The sequence below is a fragment of the Brenneria roseae subsp. americana genome, from assembly GCF_003115815.1.
GTDB classification, from domain to species: Bacteria; Pseudomonadota; Gammaproteobacteria; order Enterobacterales; family Enterobacteriaceae; genus Brenneria; species Brenneria roseae.
This window is the reverse complement of record NZ_QDKJ01000001.1, coordinates 131,863-148,850: the sequence shown is the minus strand read 5'-3', so window position 1 is coordinate 148,850 and position 16,988 is coordinate 131,863. Positions and strand designations below refer to the sequence as shown.

The 16,988-nt window shown below is 52.2% G+C and carries 12 protein-coding genes; 2 read left to right on the top strand and 10 right to left on the bottom strand.

Features of this window, described 5'->3' with window-relative positions:
- Positions 1 to 51: 51 nt before the first annotated feature.
- From carB to ribF, 8 genes are all read right to left on the bottom strand, one after another.
- Complete coding sequence (gene carB, locus B4923_RS00650; protein WP_109052424.1) at positions 52 to 3,276, bottom strand: carbamoyl-phosphate synthase large subunit; 3,225 nt, start codon at positions 3,274 to 3,276, stop codon at positions 52 to 54.
- Positions 3,277 to 3,290: 14 nt separating this feature from the next.
- Positions 3,291 to 4,439, bottom strand: coding sequence for a glutamine-hydrolyzing carbamoyl-phosphate synthase small subunit (carA, locus tag B4923_RS00645; RefSeq protein WP_109052668.1), 1,149 nt, complete (start codon positions 4,437 to 4,439; stop codon positions 3,291 to 3,293).
- A gap of 447 nt (positions 4,440 to 4,886) precedes the next feature.
- Positions 4,887 to 5,708 carry a 4-hydroxy-tetrahydrodipicolinate reductase gene (gene dapB, locus B4923_RS00640; protein ID WP_109052423.1) on the bottom strand — a complete coding sequence of 274 codons (822 nt, stop codon included), beginning with the start codon at positions 5,706 to 5,708 and terminating at the stop codon, positions 4,887 to 4,889.
- A gap of 336 nt (positions 5,709 to 6,044) precedes the next feature.
- On the bottom strand, positions 6,045 to 6,995 hold the full coding sequence (gene ispH / locus B4923_RS00635; protein ID WP_109052422.1) for a 4-hydroxy-3-methylbut-2-enyl diphosphate reductase: 951 nt from the start codon (positions 6,993 to 6,995) through the stop codon (positions 6,045 to 6,047).
- The gene (fkpB, locus tag B4923_RS00630; RefSeq protein WP_109052421.1) at positions 6,976 to 7,449 is read right to left on the bottom strand and encodes an FKBP-type peptidyl-prolyl cis-trans isomerase; all 474 of its coding nucleotides are present in this window, start codon (positions 7,447 to 7,449) and stop codon (positions 6,976 to 6,978) included. The genes ispH and fkpB overlap by 20 nt, the downstream gene beginning before the upstream one ends.
- Positions 7,449 to 7,958, bottom strand: a complete 510-nt coding sequence (gene lspA, locus B4923_RS00625) for a signal peptidase II (RefSeq protein WP_109052420.1) — start codon at positions 7,956 to 7,958, stop codon at positions 7,449 to 7,451. The genes fkpB and lspA overlap by 1 nt, the downstream gene beginning before the upstream one ends.
- Positions 7,958 to 10,798 (bottom strand): isoleucine--tRNA ligase, encoded by a 2,841-nt coding sequence (ileS, locus tag B4923_RS00620; protein WP_109052419.1) that lies wholly within the window; start codon positions 10,796 to 10,798, stop codon positions 7,958 to 7,960. The genes lspA and ileS overlap by 1 nt, the downstream gene beginning before the upstream one ends.
- Positions 10,799 to 10,830: 32 nt before the next feature.
- A complete protein-coding gene (ribF, locus tag B4923_RS00615; protein ID WP_109052418.1) occupies positions 10,831 to 11,772 on the bottom strand; it encodes a bifunctional riboflavin kinase/FAD synthetase in 942 nt (313 codons plus the stop codon).
- Positions 11,773 to 12,300: 528 nt separating this feature from the next.
- Between ribF and rpsT the strand changes: the two genes are divergently transcribed.
- The gene (gene rpsT / locus B4923_RS00605) at positions 12,301 to 12,564 is read left to right on the top strand and encodes a 30S ribosomal protein S20 (protein WP_109052417.1); all 264 of its coding nucleotides are present in this window, start codon (positions 12,301 to 12,303) and stop codon (positions 12,562 to 12,564) included.
- Positions 12,565 to 12,758: 194 nt separating this feature from the next.
- On the opposite strand, the gene dnaJ is transcribed toward rpsT, so the two are convergent.
- Both dnaJ and dnaK read right to left on the bottom strand, forming a co-directional pair.
- Positions 12,759 to 13,883 (bottom strand): molecular chaperone DnaJ, encoded by a 1,125-nt coding sequence (gene dnaJ, locus B4923_RS00600; protein WP_109052416.1) that lies wholly within the window; start codon positions 13,881 to 13,883, stop codon positions 12,759 to 12,761.
- 111 nt (positions 13,884 to 13,994) lie between these two features.
- A complete protein-coding gene (dnaK, locus tag B4923_RS00595) occupies positions 13,995 to 15,908 on the bottom strand; it encodes a molecular chaperone DnaK (RefSeq protein ID WP_109052415.1) in 1,914 nt (637 codons plus the stop codon).
- A 483-nt stretch (positions 15,909 to 16,391) separates the two neighbouring features.
- Here dnaK and satP point away from each other — a divergent pair, with 483 nt between their 5' ends.
- Positions 16,392 to 16,964 carry an acetate uptake transporter gene (satP, locus tag B4923_RS00590; RefSeq protein ID WP_109052414.1) on the top strand — a complete coding sequence of 191 codons (573 nt, stop codon included), beginning with the start codon at positions 16,392 to 16,394 and terminating at the stop codon, positions 16,962 to 16,964.
- The last annotated feature ends 24 nt before the right edge of the window (positions 16,965 to 16,988 follow it).

The window sequence follows — 16,988 nt, the reverse complement described above, 5'->3', positions numbered from 1 at the left end:
ACGCTGGCTTTTATACTATGGGTTCTGCCGTAATGCCTACGACGGCGTGAATCAGCCTTTAATCATGGCGTGCATTTCCTGGACGGACGTCACGCGCTCCGTCGGATCCGCCGTCAGGGACATTGCCGTGGCAAAGCCGCCGTTCATAGTCGTATCGTAGTGGACCTTGTACTGCAACGCGCTGCGGCGAATCAGTTTGGAATCCTCAATCGCCTGACGTCCTGCCGTGGTGTTGACGATATAGGTATATTCACCATTTTTGATACGATCCTGAATGTGTGGACGACCTTCATGCACCTTGTTCACCAGACGAGGATTAATACCAGCTTCACCCAGCTCAACCGCCGTGCCGTGCGTCGCATCCAGCTCAAAACCGTGCTTCAGCAATTTAGCGGCCAAATCCACCACGCGCGCTTTGTCGCCTTCACGCACCGACAGCAGCGCACGACCGGATTTCTTCATCTGCGAATTGCTGCCCAGCATCGCTTTGGCGAAGGCTTCGGCAAAGGTACGGCCTACGCCCATCACTTCACCGGTCGAACGCATCTCTGGCCCCAGGATCGGGTCAACGCCAGGGAATTTGTTAAACGGCAGCACCACTTCTTTCACCGAATAATACGGCGGGATGACTTCTTGCGTTACGCCTTGCTCAGCCAGCGTTTGTCCTGCCATCACGCGAGCCGCCACTTTCGCCAACGGCACACCCGTCGCTTTAGAGACAAACGGAACGGTACGCGCCGCTCGCGGGTTAACTTCAATCAGATAGACTTCATTGTTTTTAACCGCGAACTGTACGTTCATCAGACCACGCACGCCAAGCTCGAATGCCAGCTTTTCAACCTGCTGACGCATCACATCCTGAATTTCCTTGCTCAACGTATAGGCTGGCAGAGAACAGGCTGAATCGCCGGAGTGAACGCCTGCCTGCTCAATGTGCTCCATAATGCCGCCAATCAATACGCGCTCACCGTCACAGATGGCATCCACATCGACTTCAATCGCGTCATCAAGGAAACGGTCCAGCAATACCGGCGCGTCGTTGGAGACGCTGACGGCGGTCTGGAAATAACGGCGCAGGTCGATTTCGTCGTAAACGATTTCCATGGCGCGGCCGCCCAGTACATAAGAAGGACGCACCACCAACGGATAACCGATATCGCGCGCCTTTTCCACCGCCTGTTCAATCGCCGCCACGGTGGCGTTCGCCGGTTGTTTCAGCCCCAGACGGTTTACCGCCTGTTGGAAACGCTCACGGTCTTCAGCGCGGTCAATCGCATCCGGGCTGGTGCCAATCACCGGGACACCCGCCGCTTCAAGCGCACGAGCCAGCTTCAGCGGCGTCTGACCGCCGTACTGTACGATCACGCCTTTCGGTTTTTCGATACGAACGATTTCCAGCACGTCTTCCAGCGTCACCGGTTCAAAGTACAGGCGATCGGACGTATCGTAGTCGGTGGATACGGTTTCGGGGTTACAGTTAACCATGATGGTTTCATAACCGTCTTCACGCAGCGCCAGCGAGGCATGCACACAGCAGTAATCGAATTCAATACCCTGACCGATACGGTTTGGACCACCGCCCAGCACCATAATCTTGTCACGATCCTGGCTCGGATTGGCTTCACACTCATCTTCATAAGTGGAATACATATAGGCGGTATCGGTGGCAAATTCAGCCGCACAGGTATCCACGCGCTTGTAAACCGGATGCAGGTCAAACTTGTCGCGCAGCTTACGAATTTCACTTTCGGCGACGCCGGCCAGTTGCGCCAGACGCGCATCGGCAAAGCCTTTACGCTTCAGCAGACGCAGGAAGTCAGCATCCAGCGCGGTCACGCCTTTTTCCGCTACCTGCTCTTCCAGGCGCACCAGTTCTTCAATCTGCACCAGGAACCAGCGATCAATATTCGTAAGGTTAAACACGCCATCGACAGACATTCCCGCACGGAATGCATCGGCGATATACCAGATACGCTCGGCGCCAGCATCTTTCAGTTCACGACGGATTTTGGTCAGCGCTTCCGGATCGTCCAAATCGACTTTCGGATCAAAACCGGTAGCGCCGACTTCCAGCCCGCGCAGCGCTTTCTGTAATGATTCCTGCTGCGTGCGGCCAATCGCCATCACTTCGCCCACGGATTTCATCTGCGTGGTCAACCGGTCATTGGCACCGGCGAATTTTTCGAAGTTAAAACGCGGGATCTTCGTCACGACATAGTCGATGGACGGTTCAAACGACGCCGGAGTGCGACCGCCGGTGATGTCATTCATCAGTTCATCAAGCGTATACCCCACCGCCAGCTTGGCGGCGATTTTTGCAATCGGGAAACCCGTTGCTTTAGAAGCCAGTGCGGAAGAACGAGAAACTCGCGGGTTCATTTCGATAACGATCAGACGACCATTTTTCGGGTTCACCGAGAACTGGACGTTCGAACCGCCGGTTTCCACCCCGATTTCACGCAGTACCGCCATCGAGGCGTTACGCATGATTTGATATTCTTTGTCAGTCAGGGTTTGCGCCGGCGCAACCGTGATGGAGTCACCGGTATGAATCCCCATGGCATCGAAGTTCTCGATAGAACAGACGATGATACAGTTGTCGTTCTTGTCGCGAACCACTTCCATTTCATACTCTTTCCAACCGATCAGGGATTCGTCGATCAGCAGTTCTTTGGTGGGGGAAAGATCCAGACCGCGCTCGCAAATCTCTTCAAACTCTTCGCGGTTGTAAGCAATGCCCCCCCCGGTGCCGCCCATGGTAAAGGAAGGGCGGATAATACAGGGGAAGCCCACGTCTGCCGCCACGGCCAGCGCTTCTTCCATATTATGTGCAATACCGGAGCGCGCCGTATCCAGGCCAATTTTCTTCATCGCGACGTCAAAACGACGGCGGTCTTCGGCTTTATCGATCGCATCCGCGGTAGCGCCAATCATCGTGACGCCAAATTCGGCCAGTACGCCCTGACGTTCCAGCTCCAGCGCGCAGTTCAGCGCCGTCTGACCGCCCATGGTCGGCAGCACCGCATCCGGACGCTCTTTCTCGATGATTTTACGCACCACTTCCCAATGAATCGGCTCAATGTAGGTCGCATCGGCCATTTCCGGGTCGGTCATAATGGTGGCCGGGTTGGAGTTCACCAGAATGACGCGGTATCCCTCTTCACGCAGCGCTTTACACGCCTGTGCGCCAGAGTAGTCAAATTCACACGCCTGACCGATAACAATCGGACCGGCGCCCAGAATCAGGATGCTTTTAATATCTGTACGTTTTGGCATTTTCTCGCTCCTGATTATTTCGCTGAAGAACGGTAGGTCTGAATCAATTCAATAAAGTGGTCGAAAAAGGGCGCCGCATCGTGCGGGCCGGGGCTGGCTTCCGGGTGCCCCTGAAAACTGAAAGCCGGTTTATCGGTGCGATGAATACCCTGAACCGTATGGTCAAACAATGATTTGTGCGTTACGCGCAGCGTGTCAGGCAGGTTATTTTCATCAACCGCAAAACCGTGGTTCTGCGCGGTAATCATCACGCGATTGTTATCCAGATCTTTTACCGGGTGGTTGCCGCCGTGGTGACCCAATTTCATTTTGATCGTCCGGGCGCCGCTTGCCAGCGCCAGCAGTTGGTGACCGAGGCAGATACCGAAGACCGGGATGTCCGTATCCAGGAAGGTTTTAATCGCGCGGATCGCATAATCACAAGGCGCCGGATCCCCCGGACCGTTAGACAGGAAAATGCCGTCCGGGTTAAGCTTCAGCACGTCTTCCGCGGAGGTTTGCGCCGGAACGACCGTCAGACGGCATCCTCTGTCCACCAGCAGACGCAGGATATTGCGCTTCACGCCATAGTCATAAGCGACCACATGGAAAGGCAGTTCGCTTTCCTGCTTAGCTTCGGGTAAATCGCCCTCCAACGTCCAGCTACCTTGCAACCAGCTATAGCTTTCCGCCGTGGTTACTTCTTTTGCCAAATCCATATCTTTCAGCCCGGGAAACGCCTTGGCTTTTTCCAGCGCCAGTGCCGCATCCGGCGTATCGCCCGCGATAATGCAGCCGTTCTGAGCGCCTTTTTCACGCAGTAAACGGGTCAGCTTGCGGGTATCGATATCGGCGATGGCCACGATATTGTTGCGCTTGAGGTAATCAGACAGGGTTTCTTCACTACGGTAGTTACTGGCAATCAGCGGCAGGTCACGAATAACAAGGCCCTGAGCATGTACGGAAGGTGATTCTTCGTCGCTGGCATTGGTGCCGACATTACCAATATGGGGATAAGTGAGAGTGACAATCTGGCGGGAATAGGAAGGATCAGTAAGGATTTCTTGATAACCGGTCATCGACGTATTGAAGACCACTTCCCCCACTGCCGTTCCTTCTGCCCCAATGGCCCGACCGTGGAATTGGGTTCCGTCTTCCAGAACCAATAGCGCTGACTTAATCAAAACACCCTCCAAGGAATAAACAATCATGTTATTTGCATATTAATTCAGATTCACCGATCTAAATCAATGCAAAAACCACCTGTAAGGTAAATTTTTGGCAAATTGGGCGCATTTTAATGATGGCCTGCCAACTTGTCTACTCCAACCGTCTTTTTTCTCACCTTTTTATGCTTTCTACCGTGAATAACCGCTCACGACCTTAAAAAGAGATATCAACTAGGCTAAGTAAACGGTTGCTAACCGACATTGTTAAAATATGGGTGATAATCAACCAACATCGTCTGTTTGTTGGTTCAGAGCGGGTAAATCAGACATGAAAAACGAATAAAATCAGCTAAAAAAAGAACTATAACACGATGCCGAATCAATAACCCAATTAATAAAAGTAACGATAGAAATCGTTACTTTTATCATTTAGTTATGAATTATAAAAAATAAAAAATCTTATTATAAATCATCAAGGGAAAGCACATCCCTCATATCAAAAAGACCATTTTTTACATCACTTATCCAAATAGCCGCCCTTACCGCACCATTTGCAAAAGTCATGCGACTGGAAGCCTTATGGGTAATCTCGATGCGTTCACCGATATCAGCAAACATTGCCGTATGTTCGCCAACGATATCGCCCGCCCGGACAGAGGCAAAACCAATACTTTTTGGATCGCGTTCGCCGGTATGGCCTTCGCGCGCATACACCGCGCACGTTTTCAGATCGCGTCCCAACGCACCGGCAATTACCTCGCCCATCGCCAGCGCCGTACCTGAAGGCGCATCCACTTTATGCCGATGGTGCGCTTCAACGATCTCAATATCAGTGTAGTCGCCCATGACTTTGGCCGCTTTCTCCAACAGCTTCAGCATAACGTTGACACCCACGCTGAAGTTGGCCGCGAACACAATGCCGATATCCTGAGATGCCTGTGCAATAGCCGCTTTACCTTCATCATCGAAGCCCGTTGTGCCGATAATCATGGCCTTACGATGCTGACGACAAAAGGCCAGATGCGCCAGCGTGCCTTCTGGACGAGTAAAATCGATCAAAATATCAAAGTCATCACGGACGGCCTCCAGACTATCGTTGACCAACACGCCCGTTTTTCCCAATCCGGCCAGTTCACCCGCATCAGTCCCGACCAGGGATGAGCCGGCGCGCTCCAGCGCTGCGCCCAATACCGCGCCTTCAGTTTGATCAACGGCCTGAATCAGCTGACGCCCCATACGGCCACCTGAGCCCGCAATCGCGATACGAATGGATGAATCCTTCATAATGTCTCTCTCTGTAATACTTCCAACGAATCATGTCAGATTAACGAGCGTGAAGCGCTATCGCCAGTGGATTTATGACCAGATTAGAAAATTATGTGAGAAGAGAGATAAAATCAGTAAAATTATCCGATCAATATCCTGAAAAACCGTCGCTAAAAACGTAAGCGGCAACAAAGGTGCTCACAGGATAAGTCGTTGCGCCGAAAGCCACTTAATGTATTAACGCATAAACATGCATTTTTATCACATCGTTATCAGTGGTGAATCGTACAATACGCAGACAAAAGAAGACGCAAATGGAGAGGACGGCGGTGCAGACCGCACCGCCGCAGTATATTAATCGATCTGTTTTACTTCTACACGCAGCTCTTTCGGTACTTCAAAAACGATATTCTCTTCACGCCCCTGCATTTCAACGGTAATCTTGCCGCCTAACGCCTGCAAGCGTTTAATGACCTGCTGAACCAGAATATCCGGCGCTGATGCGCCGGCGGTGACGCCAACCTGTGACACGCCAGTCAACCAGCTTTCCTGAATGTCTTCTGCCGCATCAATCAGGTAGGCGGCTTTGCCCGCCCGCTGAGCCAGTTCAGCCAAACGATTGGAGTTGGAAGAGTTCCTGGAACCCACCACCAGCACCACGTCCGCTTCAGCCGCCAGATTACGTACCGCTTCCTGGCGGTTCGTGGTGGCATAACAGATATCATCTTTGCGCGGACCAACAATTTGCGGGAAACGCGCGCGCAGCGCGTCAATCACCGCCGAGGTATCATCAACCGACAACGTCGTCTGTGTCATAAAGCAGAGGTCGGTTTCATCCTTCACCTGCAACTGCCAAACATCCTCGGGCGACTCGACCAGATACATTCCGCCTTTGACGTTATTGTACTGCCCCATCGTGCCTTCCACTTCCGGGTGACCCGCATGCCCAATCAGAATCGCTTCGGTCCCTTTACGGCTGGCACGGGCCACTTCCATATGCACCTTGGTCACCAGAGGACAGGTGGCATCAAACACCGTCAGGTCGCGGCTTTTTGCTTCGGCACGCACCGCCTGTGAAACGCCATGCGCAGAGAAAATCAGAATCGAACCATCCGGTACTTCATTAATCTGCTCAATGAATATCGCCCCGCGTTCACGTAATCCGTTAACCACATAGCGATTATGAACCACTTCGTGACGAACGTAGATTGGCGTACCGTATATCTCCAGCGCTCGTTCAACAATGCTGATAGCCCGATCGACCCCCGCACAAAAACCGCGTGGGTTAGCCAGCAAGATTTGCATGGGGAACCTCCTGCCGTAAAGGATCGATCTCCAGCACTTCCAGATCGAACGTAATAGCCTGGCCTGCCAGCGGGTGATTGAAATCCACGGTGATGGACTCTTCCGCCACTTCGCGGATAATTCCGGGCATATCATTACCGCCCATGCCGCTGAACAGCATAATCGTGCCCACATCCGGCACGCCGGTCCCGGCAAAATCACGACGCAGGAAGAACTGAATCAGATCGGGATTGGTCGGCCCAAACGCAGATTCCGGCGGTAACGTGAACTTACGTCTGTCGCCGCGCCTGAGCCCCAGCAGGTTCTGTTCCAATTCGCTGGACAAACTGCCATCCCCCAGGCGGAACAACGCGGGTTTACCGCTTTCGCGGGTAGACTCCGCCGCAGAACCATCCGCCAACGTCAGGATAAAGTGCACCAGCACCTCGCTGTTGCTCTGTACAGTCTCAGACATCAGTGACCCTTTTGTTTGACGGCATCATCATGCGTATTGAAAAAACCTTCCAGTACGATCAGCGCAGCGCCAACACAGATCGCGCTATCTGCCAGATTAAAGGTGGCGAAGTGCCAGTCCCCCATATAGAAGTCGATGAAGTCCACAACAAATCCATGCCACGTCCGGTCAAACAGATTGCCTAACGCACCGCCGATGATCAGCGCGTAAGCAATGTTATTTAACTTTTGCCGCGCACTGCCGCGATACATCATCACCAGCAAGGCGACCACAATCGTTACCGCAATACCCGCAAAGAACCAGCGCTGCCAGCCGCCTTTATCTGCCAGGAAACTGAATGCCGCACCGTAATTCCGCGCATAGTGCAGATTCAGAGAAGGAAACAGAGGCTGCGTCTCCCCCAGCGCAAAGTGAGCGAGAATCCACTGTTTGCTGCCAAGGTCGATAACCAAAACCAGTAGCGCCAGCCAAAGCCAGCGCAATCCGCTCGAACAGATCGATTTATTCATCAGACAAATTTACGCTCTTCTCCATTGCCGCCGACGTTAGTTGCACAGCGACCACAAATGTCAGGCTGATCGGCGTTAATGCCGATATCTGACTCATAGTGCCAGCAGCGAGGACACTTGTGCCCTTCCGCCTTGCTTAAGGCAATTTTCAGTCCGGAGAGTTCCGTAGCTTGCGCATCGGCAGGCGCGTCTTCATAGCGCTCAACCAGCGCTTTCGAGGTCAACAGCGCAAAATGCAGTTCCTGATGCAGTCGATTCAATTTACCCGCCAGATTGGCATCGGCATAAAGAGTGACGGATGCTTCCAGCGATCCGCCGATTCGCTTGTCATTACGCGCCTGCTCAATCACTTTGTTGACTTCACTGCGCACTTTCAGGATGTCCGCCCAGAAAGCGTCATTCATGGTCTCGGCCGAATCCAGGCCGAACAGGCCGTCATACCACTCCTCGGTAAAGACATACTGAGCGCGATCGCCCGGCAGGTAGCCCCAGATTTCATCTGCGGTGAATGACAGGATAGGCGCCATCCAGCGAACCAGCGCTTCGCAGATATGATACAGCGCCGTCTGACAGCTGCGACGGGCAACGCTGTCGCCTTTCGCGGTGTATTGACGGTCCTTGATGATATCAAGATAGAACGAGCCCATTTCAATGGAGCAGAACTGCATCAGCCGTTGTACGACACGGTGAAAATCATAGCTCTCGTAGGCTTCGATAATCTCTTCCTGCGCCGCTTTCGCACAGCCGACCGCCCAGCGATCCAGCACCACCATTTCTTCGGGTTTCACCATATGCTGCTGCGGATCGAATCCGTTCAGGTTGGCCAGCAGGAAACGTGCGGTATTACGAATACGACGATAAGCATCGGCTGAACGTTTCAGAATCTCATCGGAAACGGCGATCTCGCCCGAATAATCAGTTGAACCGATCCACAGACGCAGAATATCGGCCCCCAGTTTATCCATCACATCCTGCGGGCTGACGGTATTGCCGATCGACTTGGACATCTTGCGACCCTGACCATCAACGGTGAAACCGTGAGTCAGAACCTGACGATAAGGCGCTTTACCTTTGATCGCGGTAGAGATCATCAGTGAAGACATAAACCAGCCGCGATGTTGATCGGAACCTTCAAGGTACATATCCGCGGAATGACCGCCAAACTCAGGGCGAACATCAACCACCGAAGCATGCGTTGACCCGGAGTCGAACCATACGTCCAGCGTATCCGGCACCTTAACGTAATGTTCGGCCTCAGCCCCCAATACATCGGCCGGATCAAGATCCCACCATGCCTGAATACCATCCTGCTCAACGCGTTTGGCAACGGCCTCAATCAGTTCGCTGGTGCGCGGATGCAATTCTTCCGTTTCTTTGTGAACGAACAACGACATCGGTACGCCCCAGGTGCGCTGACGGGAAATACACCAGTCGGGACGGTTAGCGACCATCGCTTCAATACGTGCCTGACCCCAGTCAGGGATCCACTGCACGCCTTTGATTTCAGCCAGAGACTGCTGACGCAGACCTTTCTGATCCATGCTGACAAACCACTGCGGAGTGGCACGGAAGATGATAGGCGTTTTGTGACGCCAGCAGCACGGATAGCTGTGCAGCAGTTTTTCCACATGCAGCAGAGCGCCTTTTTCACGCAGAATCTCAACAATGAGATCATTGGCTTTAAAGACAAACTTACCGTCCAGTTCAGGATAAGTCCCGCTCAGGTAGCAGCCGTTCGGCCCTACCGGATTGGCGATTTCCAACCCATACTGCTGACCGATGACGTAGTCTTCCGGACCATGCCCCGGTGCGGTATGCACCGCACCGGTACCCGCGTCCAGCGTCACGTGCTCGCCCAGAATAACCGGAACGTCAAAGCCCATGAACGGATGTTGGAAACGCAACAGTTCCAACTCGCTGCCTTTTACCTTATTTTCGGTTAACTCAACAAACGTCGCGTCGCCGTTAGCGTCTCCGGCGATACGCTGGGCGACAGCGGCGGCTAATCCATCCGCAACAATAATGTTTTTCCCTGCCACCTGAAGCAGGACATACTCAAAGTCAGCATTAAGCGCAATCGCCCGGTTGGCAGGCAACGTCCAGGGCGTAGTCGTCCAAATGACCAACGAGACATCGCCTTTCACCGCATCAGCAGACAGACCGAATTTCGCCAGCACCGCACCGCGATCAACGGCATTGAACGCAACATCGATGGACGGCGAGGTTTTATCGTAATATTCCACTTCGGCTTCGGCCAGCGCAGAACCACAGTCGGCGCACCAGTGAACCGGTTTCGCACCTTTAAGCAGGTGGCCGTTTTCAATAATGCGACCCAGCGCCCGAATAATGTTCGCTTCAGTCTGGAAATCCATCGTCAGGTAAGGATGTTCCCAGTCACCTAATACGCCCAGGCGAATAAAGTCTTTCTTCTGACCGGCGACCTGTTCGGCCGCGTATTTACGGCACTCGGCGCGGAATTCCGCCGCGCTCACCTTCTCTCCCGGCTTACCGATCAACTGTTCGACTTTCAGTTCGATAGGCAGGCCATGGCAGTCCCAGCCCGGCACATAAGGGGAGTCATAGCCAGACAGACTTTTAGACTTAACGATAATATCTTTAAGAATTTTGTTAACCGAGTGACCAATATGAATGCTGCCATTCGCATACGGAGGGCCATCATGCAGAATGAAGGTTTTTTTACCTTTTTTGGCATTACGAATAATCCCGTACAGATCCTGCTCATACCAACGTTTCAGCATGTCAGGTTCACGCTTGGCCAAATCGCCACGCATCGGGAACCCTGTTTCCGGCAAATTCAGGGTAGTCTTATAGTCACTCATTAGATTCTCGATTTCGTCTTCGGCTAGAAAAATTAAACCGGTGTCTTTAACCCAAAAAATATCCGGGCCGTCACCACATCATCGGCGATTTGCTGCTTTAAGGCTTCAAGCGAGGCAAAACGCTGTTCATTACGTATCTTTTTACGCAGTACCACTTCAATATGACGACCATACAGATCCATCGTCACGTCCAGTAGATGCACTTCAAGCTGCTGGCGCCGGTCTCCCGTTACCGTCGGACGAGTGCCGATATTGGCAACGCCCGGCAACGGCTCATCGCCCAGACCATATACACTGACAGCATAAACGCCGCTGACTGGCGAAACCTGACGTTTCAACGGCAGATTGGCGGTCGGAAAACCGATGGTCCGCCCTAATTCATTTCCATGCACTACGCGCCCGGAAATACTATAGGGATGGCCCAACAGGTTTTCCGCCAGCGCGAGATCATCATGGCTGAGCGCTTCGCGAACGGCGGTGCTGCTCACCCGTTTACCGCTATTACAGAATGAGTCGGTACTGATGACATCAAACCCAGCCTTAAGCCCGGCATCTTGTAATAACAGGAAATCGCCCTGCCGACCAGCCCCGAAACGAAAGTCGTCTCCGACCACCAGAAACCGGACGCCCAGTTTTTCCACCAACAGCGTAGATACAAACGTTTGGGCATGATTGGCGGCAAAATGCGCATCAAACTTCACGCACAGCAGGTAATCTACCCCCGCCTTCGCCAGATAATTCACTTTATCGCGCAGGCGAGTCAAACGCGCAGGCGCTTTTTCGGCAGAAAACAATTCCAGCGGCTGCGGTTCAAAGATCATCACCATGACGGGTAAACCGCGCGCCTGTCCTTCCTGCTTCAAGCGCTCCAGCAACATTTGATGTCCGCGGTGCACGCCGTCAAAATTACCAATAGTGAGCACACAGCCATAATGGTGTGCCCGAAGATTGTGTATACCGCGAATTAGCTGCATGGCTGGCTCAGAACAAATGGGTTAAATAATGGAAATCGGCGGATTATACCTTGTACAGCGAGTAAGGTTAACCCGCGATTCACGCCTTTTGCTGCCGCGATGCCCGATACGCTCTCCATTTCTGCTATTTTTGGCTGAATCGTCGGTAGATCGCCGCAACATACCGGATATTCAGACCGGGTTTTATATGATGAATTGTTTCATCACGTACACCCCATTGGGGGATATCCAGGTGCGGTAAAGTGACAATCGAATGAATCATCAGGAACTTGGTTAACGCGATGGCTTACGCCACGAGGCAGCGTCAACGCGATCGCAAACTGCAAGATGACAGGTATAATCAATTTATGATGCGAAAAGCTGTATTCCGGCGCGTGAAGCTGTTAAAATCCTGCGCCATCACAACGTAACAAGCGTCGACGTACAAACGGCGCTTATTTGCACAAATCCATTGACAAACGAAGGCTAAAAGGGCATATTCCTCGGCCTTTGAATTGTCCTCGATAGAATATATTTGGGAGTTGGACCTTGGCTAATATCAAATCAGCTAAGAAACGCGCCGTACAATCTGAGAAGCGCCGTAAGCATAACGCAAGCCGTCGTTCCATGATGCGTACTTTCATCAAGAAAGTATACGCGGCGATCGCGACTGGCGATAAAGAAGCGGCACAGAATGCGTTTAATGATATGCAACCGATCGTGGATCGTCAGGCTGGTAAAGGCCTGATCCACAAAAATAAAGCTGCACGTCATAAATCCAATCTGGTTGCGCGCATTAACGCTATGCAATAATCGCGTTTCGCGTATTGTATTGTTGTTAAAAAAACCGGCTCAGGCCGGTTTTTTTGCGTCTTCAGCAGGAAATGCTTTTTCCCTGTTATTCACGATATCGCCCAACGGTACAGCCGATCCCGACGCCGGCAGGATATGCAATCCGGCTGGTTGCTACCAGCCGGATTCTTGTTTTGCCCAAAGCCAACTTCAGATTAGATCAGATCGTCAAAAAACTTCTTCACACCATCGAAAAAGCTCTTGGAACGCGGGCTGTTTCTTTCCCCTGATGGGCCGCCAAAGCTTTCTTCCAGTTCTTGCAGCAGTTGCTTTTGACGCTCGTTCAGGTTAACCGGCGTTTCCACCACAACCCGACACAACAAATCGCCCTGAACGCCGCCGCGAACAGATTTCACGCCTTTGCCGCGCATACGGAACAGTTTCCCGGTTTGCGTTTCCGCGGGGACTTTCAGCTTAACCCGGCCATCCAGCGTCGGCACTTCAATTTCCCCGCCCAGCGCCGCCATGGCAAAATTAATCGGCACTTCACAGTACAGATTGTTTTCTTCGCGCTGGAAAATCGGATGCGGTCTCACCTGAACCTGAACGTATAAATCGCCGGCTGGCGCGCCATGTTCCCCCGCTTCCCCTTCTCCTGACAAACGGATGCGATCGCCCGTATCCACCCCGGCAGGGATCTTCACCGACAGCGTTTTGCTCTTTTCTACCCGGCCATGACCGTGACATTTCGTGCAGGGATCTTTAATGATCTTCCCACGGCCATGACAGTGCGGACAGGCTTGTTGAACGGTGAAAAAGCCCTGACGCATCTGTACCTGACCGTTACCATGACAGGTCGGACAGGTGACGGGCGAGCTGCCAGGCTTAGCCCCGCTGCCATGGCAAACATCGCACTCTTCAAGCGTAGGGATACGGATCTCTTTGGAAACCCCGCGGACAGCCTCTTCCAGCGACAGCTCCATGTTATAGCGTAAATCGGCGCCGCGACTCGCGCGCTGGCGGCGACCACCGCCAAAAATATCACCGAAGACGTCGCCAAAAATATCACCAAAATCGGCTCCGCCGCCAAAACCACCGCCTCCCATACCACCTTGTTCAAATGCAGCATGGCCGTACTGATCGTAGGCGGCACGTTTCTGTGAGTCGGTGAGGATCTCGTAGGCTTCCTTAATCTCTTTAAAGCGGGCTTCGGCCTCTTTATCACCAGAATTACGATCCGGGTGATACTTCATCGCCAGACGCTTATAAGCCTTCTTAATCTCACGCTCTTCCGCACCTTTAGCAACGCCTAAAATCTCGTAATAGTCTTGCTTCGCCATTCTTTTTTTCCTGCCCTCAACATGCGTGCACGGGCGCAGAGTTTCCTCAACGCCCGTGCTGGTTGCCAGCAACAGTTAATAGTTACCGTTACTGCGCCCGCTCAAGGGCGATTATTTTTTATCTTTTACTTCTTCAAACTCGGCATCAACTACATCGTCGTCTTTACGAGCGGAAGTATCACCGGCCGCACTTTCAGCACCCGCCTGAGCCTGTGGCTGAGACGCTTCCAGCAGCTTACCGGAAGCCTGAACCAGCGCCTGGATTTTCGCTTCGATATCCGCTTTGTCTTCACCTTTCAGCGCGCTTTCCAATGCTTTCAAGGCGTCTTCAACAGCGGTTTTATCATCAGCGGCCAGATTATCACCCACTTCTTCCAGCTGCTTGCGAGTGCTATGCAACAGGTGATCGCCCTGGTTACGGGTCTGAACCAGTTCTTCAAACTTACGGTCAGATTCCGCATTCGCCTCGGCATCGCGAACCATTTTCTGGATCTCGTCCTCATTCAGACCAGAGGATGCCTTGATAGTGATTTTCTGCTCACGACCGCTGTTCTTATCTTTCGCGGAAACATGCAGGATACCATCCGCATCGATATCAAAGGTCACTTCGACCTGCGGCATACCGCGCGGCGCAGGCTGGATACCATCCAGATTGAATTGGCCCAGAGACTTGTTGTCATGCGCACGTTTACGTTCACCCTGCAGTACATGAATGGTTACCGCAGACTGGTTATCTTCCGCTGTCGAGAACACCTGGCTGTGCTTGGTCGGAATAGTGGTGTTTTTGGCAATCAGCGCCGTCATCACGCCACCCATGGTTTCGATACCCAGAGACAATGGGGTCACGTCCAGCAGCAGCACGTCTTTCACATCACCCGACAGAACGCCGCCCTGAACCGCAGCACCGATAGCAACGGCTTCATCCGGGTTCACGTCTTTACGTGGTTCTTTACCGAAGAAGTCAGCCACTTTCTTCTGTACCAGTGGCATACGAGTCTGACCACCCACCAGAATCACATCCTGGATTTCAGACACGGACAGTCCGGCATCCTGCAAAGCAACTTTCAGCGGCTCCAGAGAACGATTCACCAGATCTTCTACCAACGACTCCAGTTTGGCGCGCGTCACTTTGATGTTCAGGTGTTTCGGCCCCGTTGCATCCGCGGTGATGTACGGCAGATTCACGTCAGTCTGTTGTGCAGAAGACAGTTCAATCTTGGCTTTTTCTGCGGCTTCTTTCAGACGCTGCATAGCCAGCGGATCGTTACGCAGATCGAAACCCTGATCTTTCTTGAATTCATCAACCAGATAATTGATCAGACGGCTATCGAAATCTTCGCCACCCAGGTGGGTATCACCGTTGGTTGCCAGAACTTCGAAAGTTTTTTCGCCATCAACCTCATCGATTTCGATGATAGAAATATCGAAAGTACCACCACCCAGGTCATATACCGCAATGGTGCGGTTACCCACTTCCTTATCCAAACCATACGCCAGCGCCGCCGCCGTCGGTTCGTTAATGATACGTTTTACTTCCAGACCTGCGATACGCCCTGCATCTTTGGTTGCCTGACGCTGAGCATCGTTGAAGTAGGCCGGAACGGTAATCACCGCTTCAGTCACCGCTTCACCCAGATAATCTTCGGCCGTTTTCTTCATTTTCTTCAGCACTTCAGCTGAAATCTGCGGCGGAGCCATTTTCTGGTCTTTCACTTCCAACCAGGCATCACCATTATCGGCCGCAATGATTTTGTACGGCATAATATTGGTGTCGCGCTGTACTTCTTCGTCTTTAAAACGACGACCAATCAGACGCTTAATCGCAAACAGGGTATTTTTCGGGTTAGTCACCGCCTGACGTTTAGCCGGTTGGCCAACCAGAGTTTCACCGTCTTGCGTATAAGCAATGATTGAAGGTGTCGTGCGATCGCCTTCGCTGTTTTCCAGTACTTTAACCTGCGTACCGTCCATAATCGCTACACAAGAGTTGGTCGTACCCAGGTCGATACCAATAATCTTACCCATCTAAACATCTCCACTAATAAAGTCATATTCGGTGTGGTAGTTCAACCTACTATGCGGGCGGTATGTCGTTTTTCAACGTCATGACCTCGTTTTTCTTTTGCATCGCCGTCTATTCAGAGATGGCGATGCAAATTTAACGATCCCACATAAACCTTTCTGGCATGGTCAAACTGTTTTGGTTGGAAATAAGATGGGGTCAACAATTCCATCATCAAGGGGGGACATGAAAAAAAATGACCGTTATCCCCTGTGGGATCAAACTATTCTTTCTTCGCCATGTTGTGTCCGCTCAGCGCGCCCGATATGATGCCGCGCTCGCTGTAAAAAATAATTTTCAGGAAAAATTTTGACGTTGCGCCGCAACGTCCCGTCAGGGGATGGCCAAGGGTGGCAGGCCACAAAAAAAGGAAATCCCCGGCGTTATGGCGGGCAATAACACCTTAAACAACACCTATTTTGATGATCTGTTATTGCAGAGGATTTATGCATACGAACACGTTGGCGAATCCCGGTCCATTAGGACTGATGGGCTTCGGGATGACAACTATTTTACTGAACTTGCACAACGCAGGCTTTTTCCCGCTTTCTTCTATTATTCTCAGCATGGGCATTTTTTACGGCGGTATTGCCCAGATTCTGGCAGGACTACTGGAATACAAAAAAGGGAATACCTTCGGCATGACCGCGTTCACCTCTTACGGCGCGTTCTGGCTGACACTGGTCGCTATTATCATGCTGCCTAAAATGGGTCTGGCAGACGCCAGTGATGCACAGTTCCTGGGGGTATTTCTTGGTCTGTGGGGCGTTTTCACGCTGTTTATGTTCTTCGGAACATTGCGGGCCAACCGCGCGCTACAGTTTGTTTTTGCCAGCCTCACCGTTCTGTTTGCCTTGCTGGCAATCGGTAATTTCACCGGGAACCATGCACTGCTGACTTTTGCCGGTTTCGAAGGCATTATCTGCGGTGCAAGTGCGATTTATCTCGCGATGGCTGAAGTGCTGAACGAGCAATATGGTCGCACCGTTCTGCCAATCGGCGCGTGCGGTACACACTGAGTTTCACGGCTATTCAGTGATAAA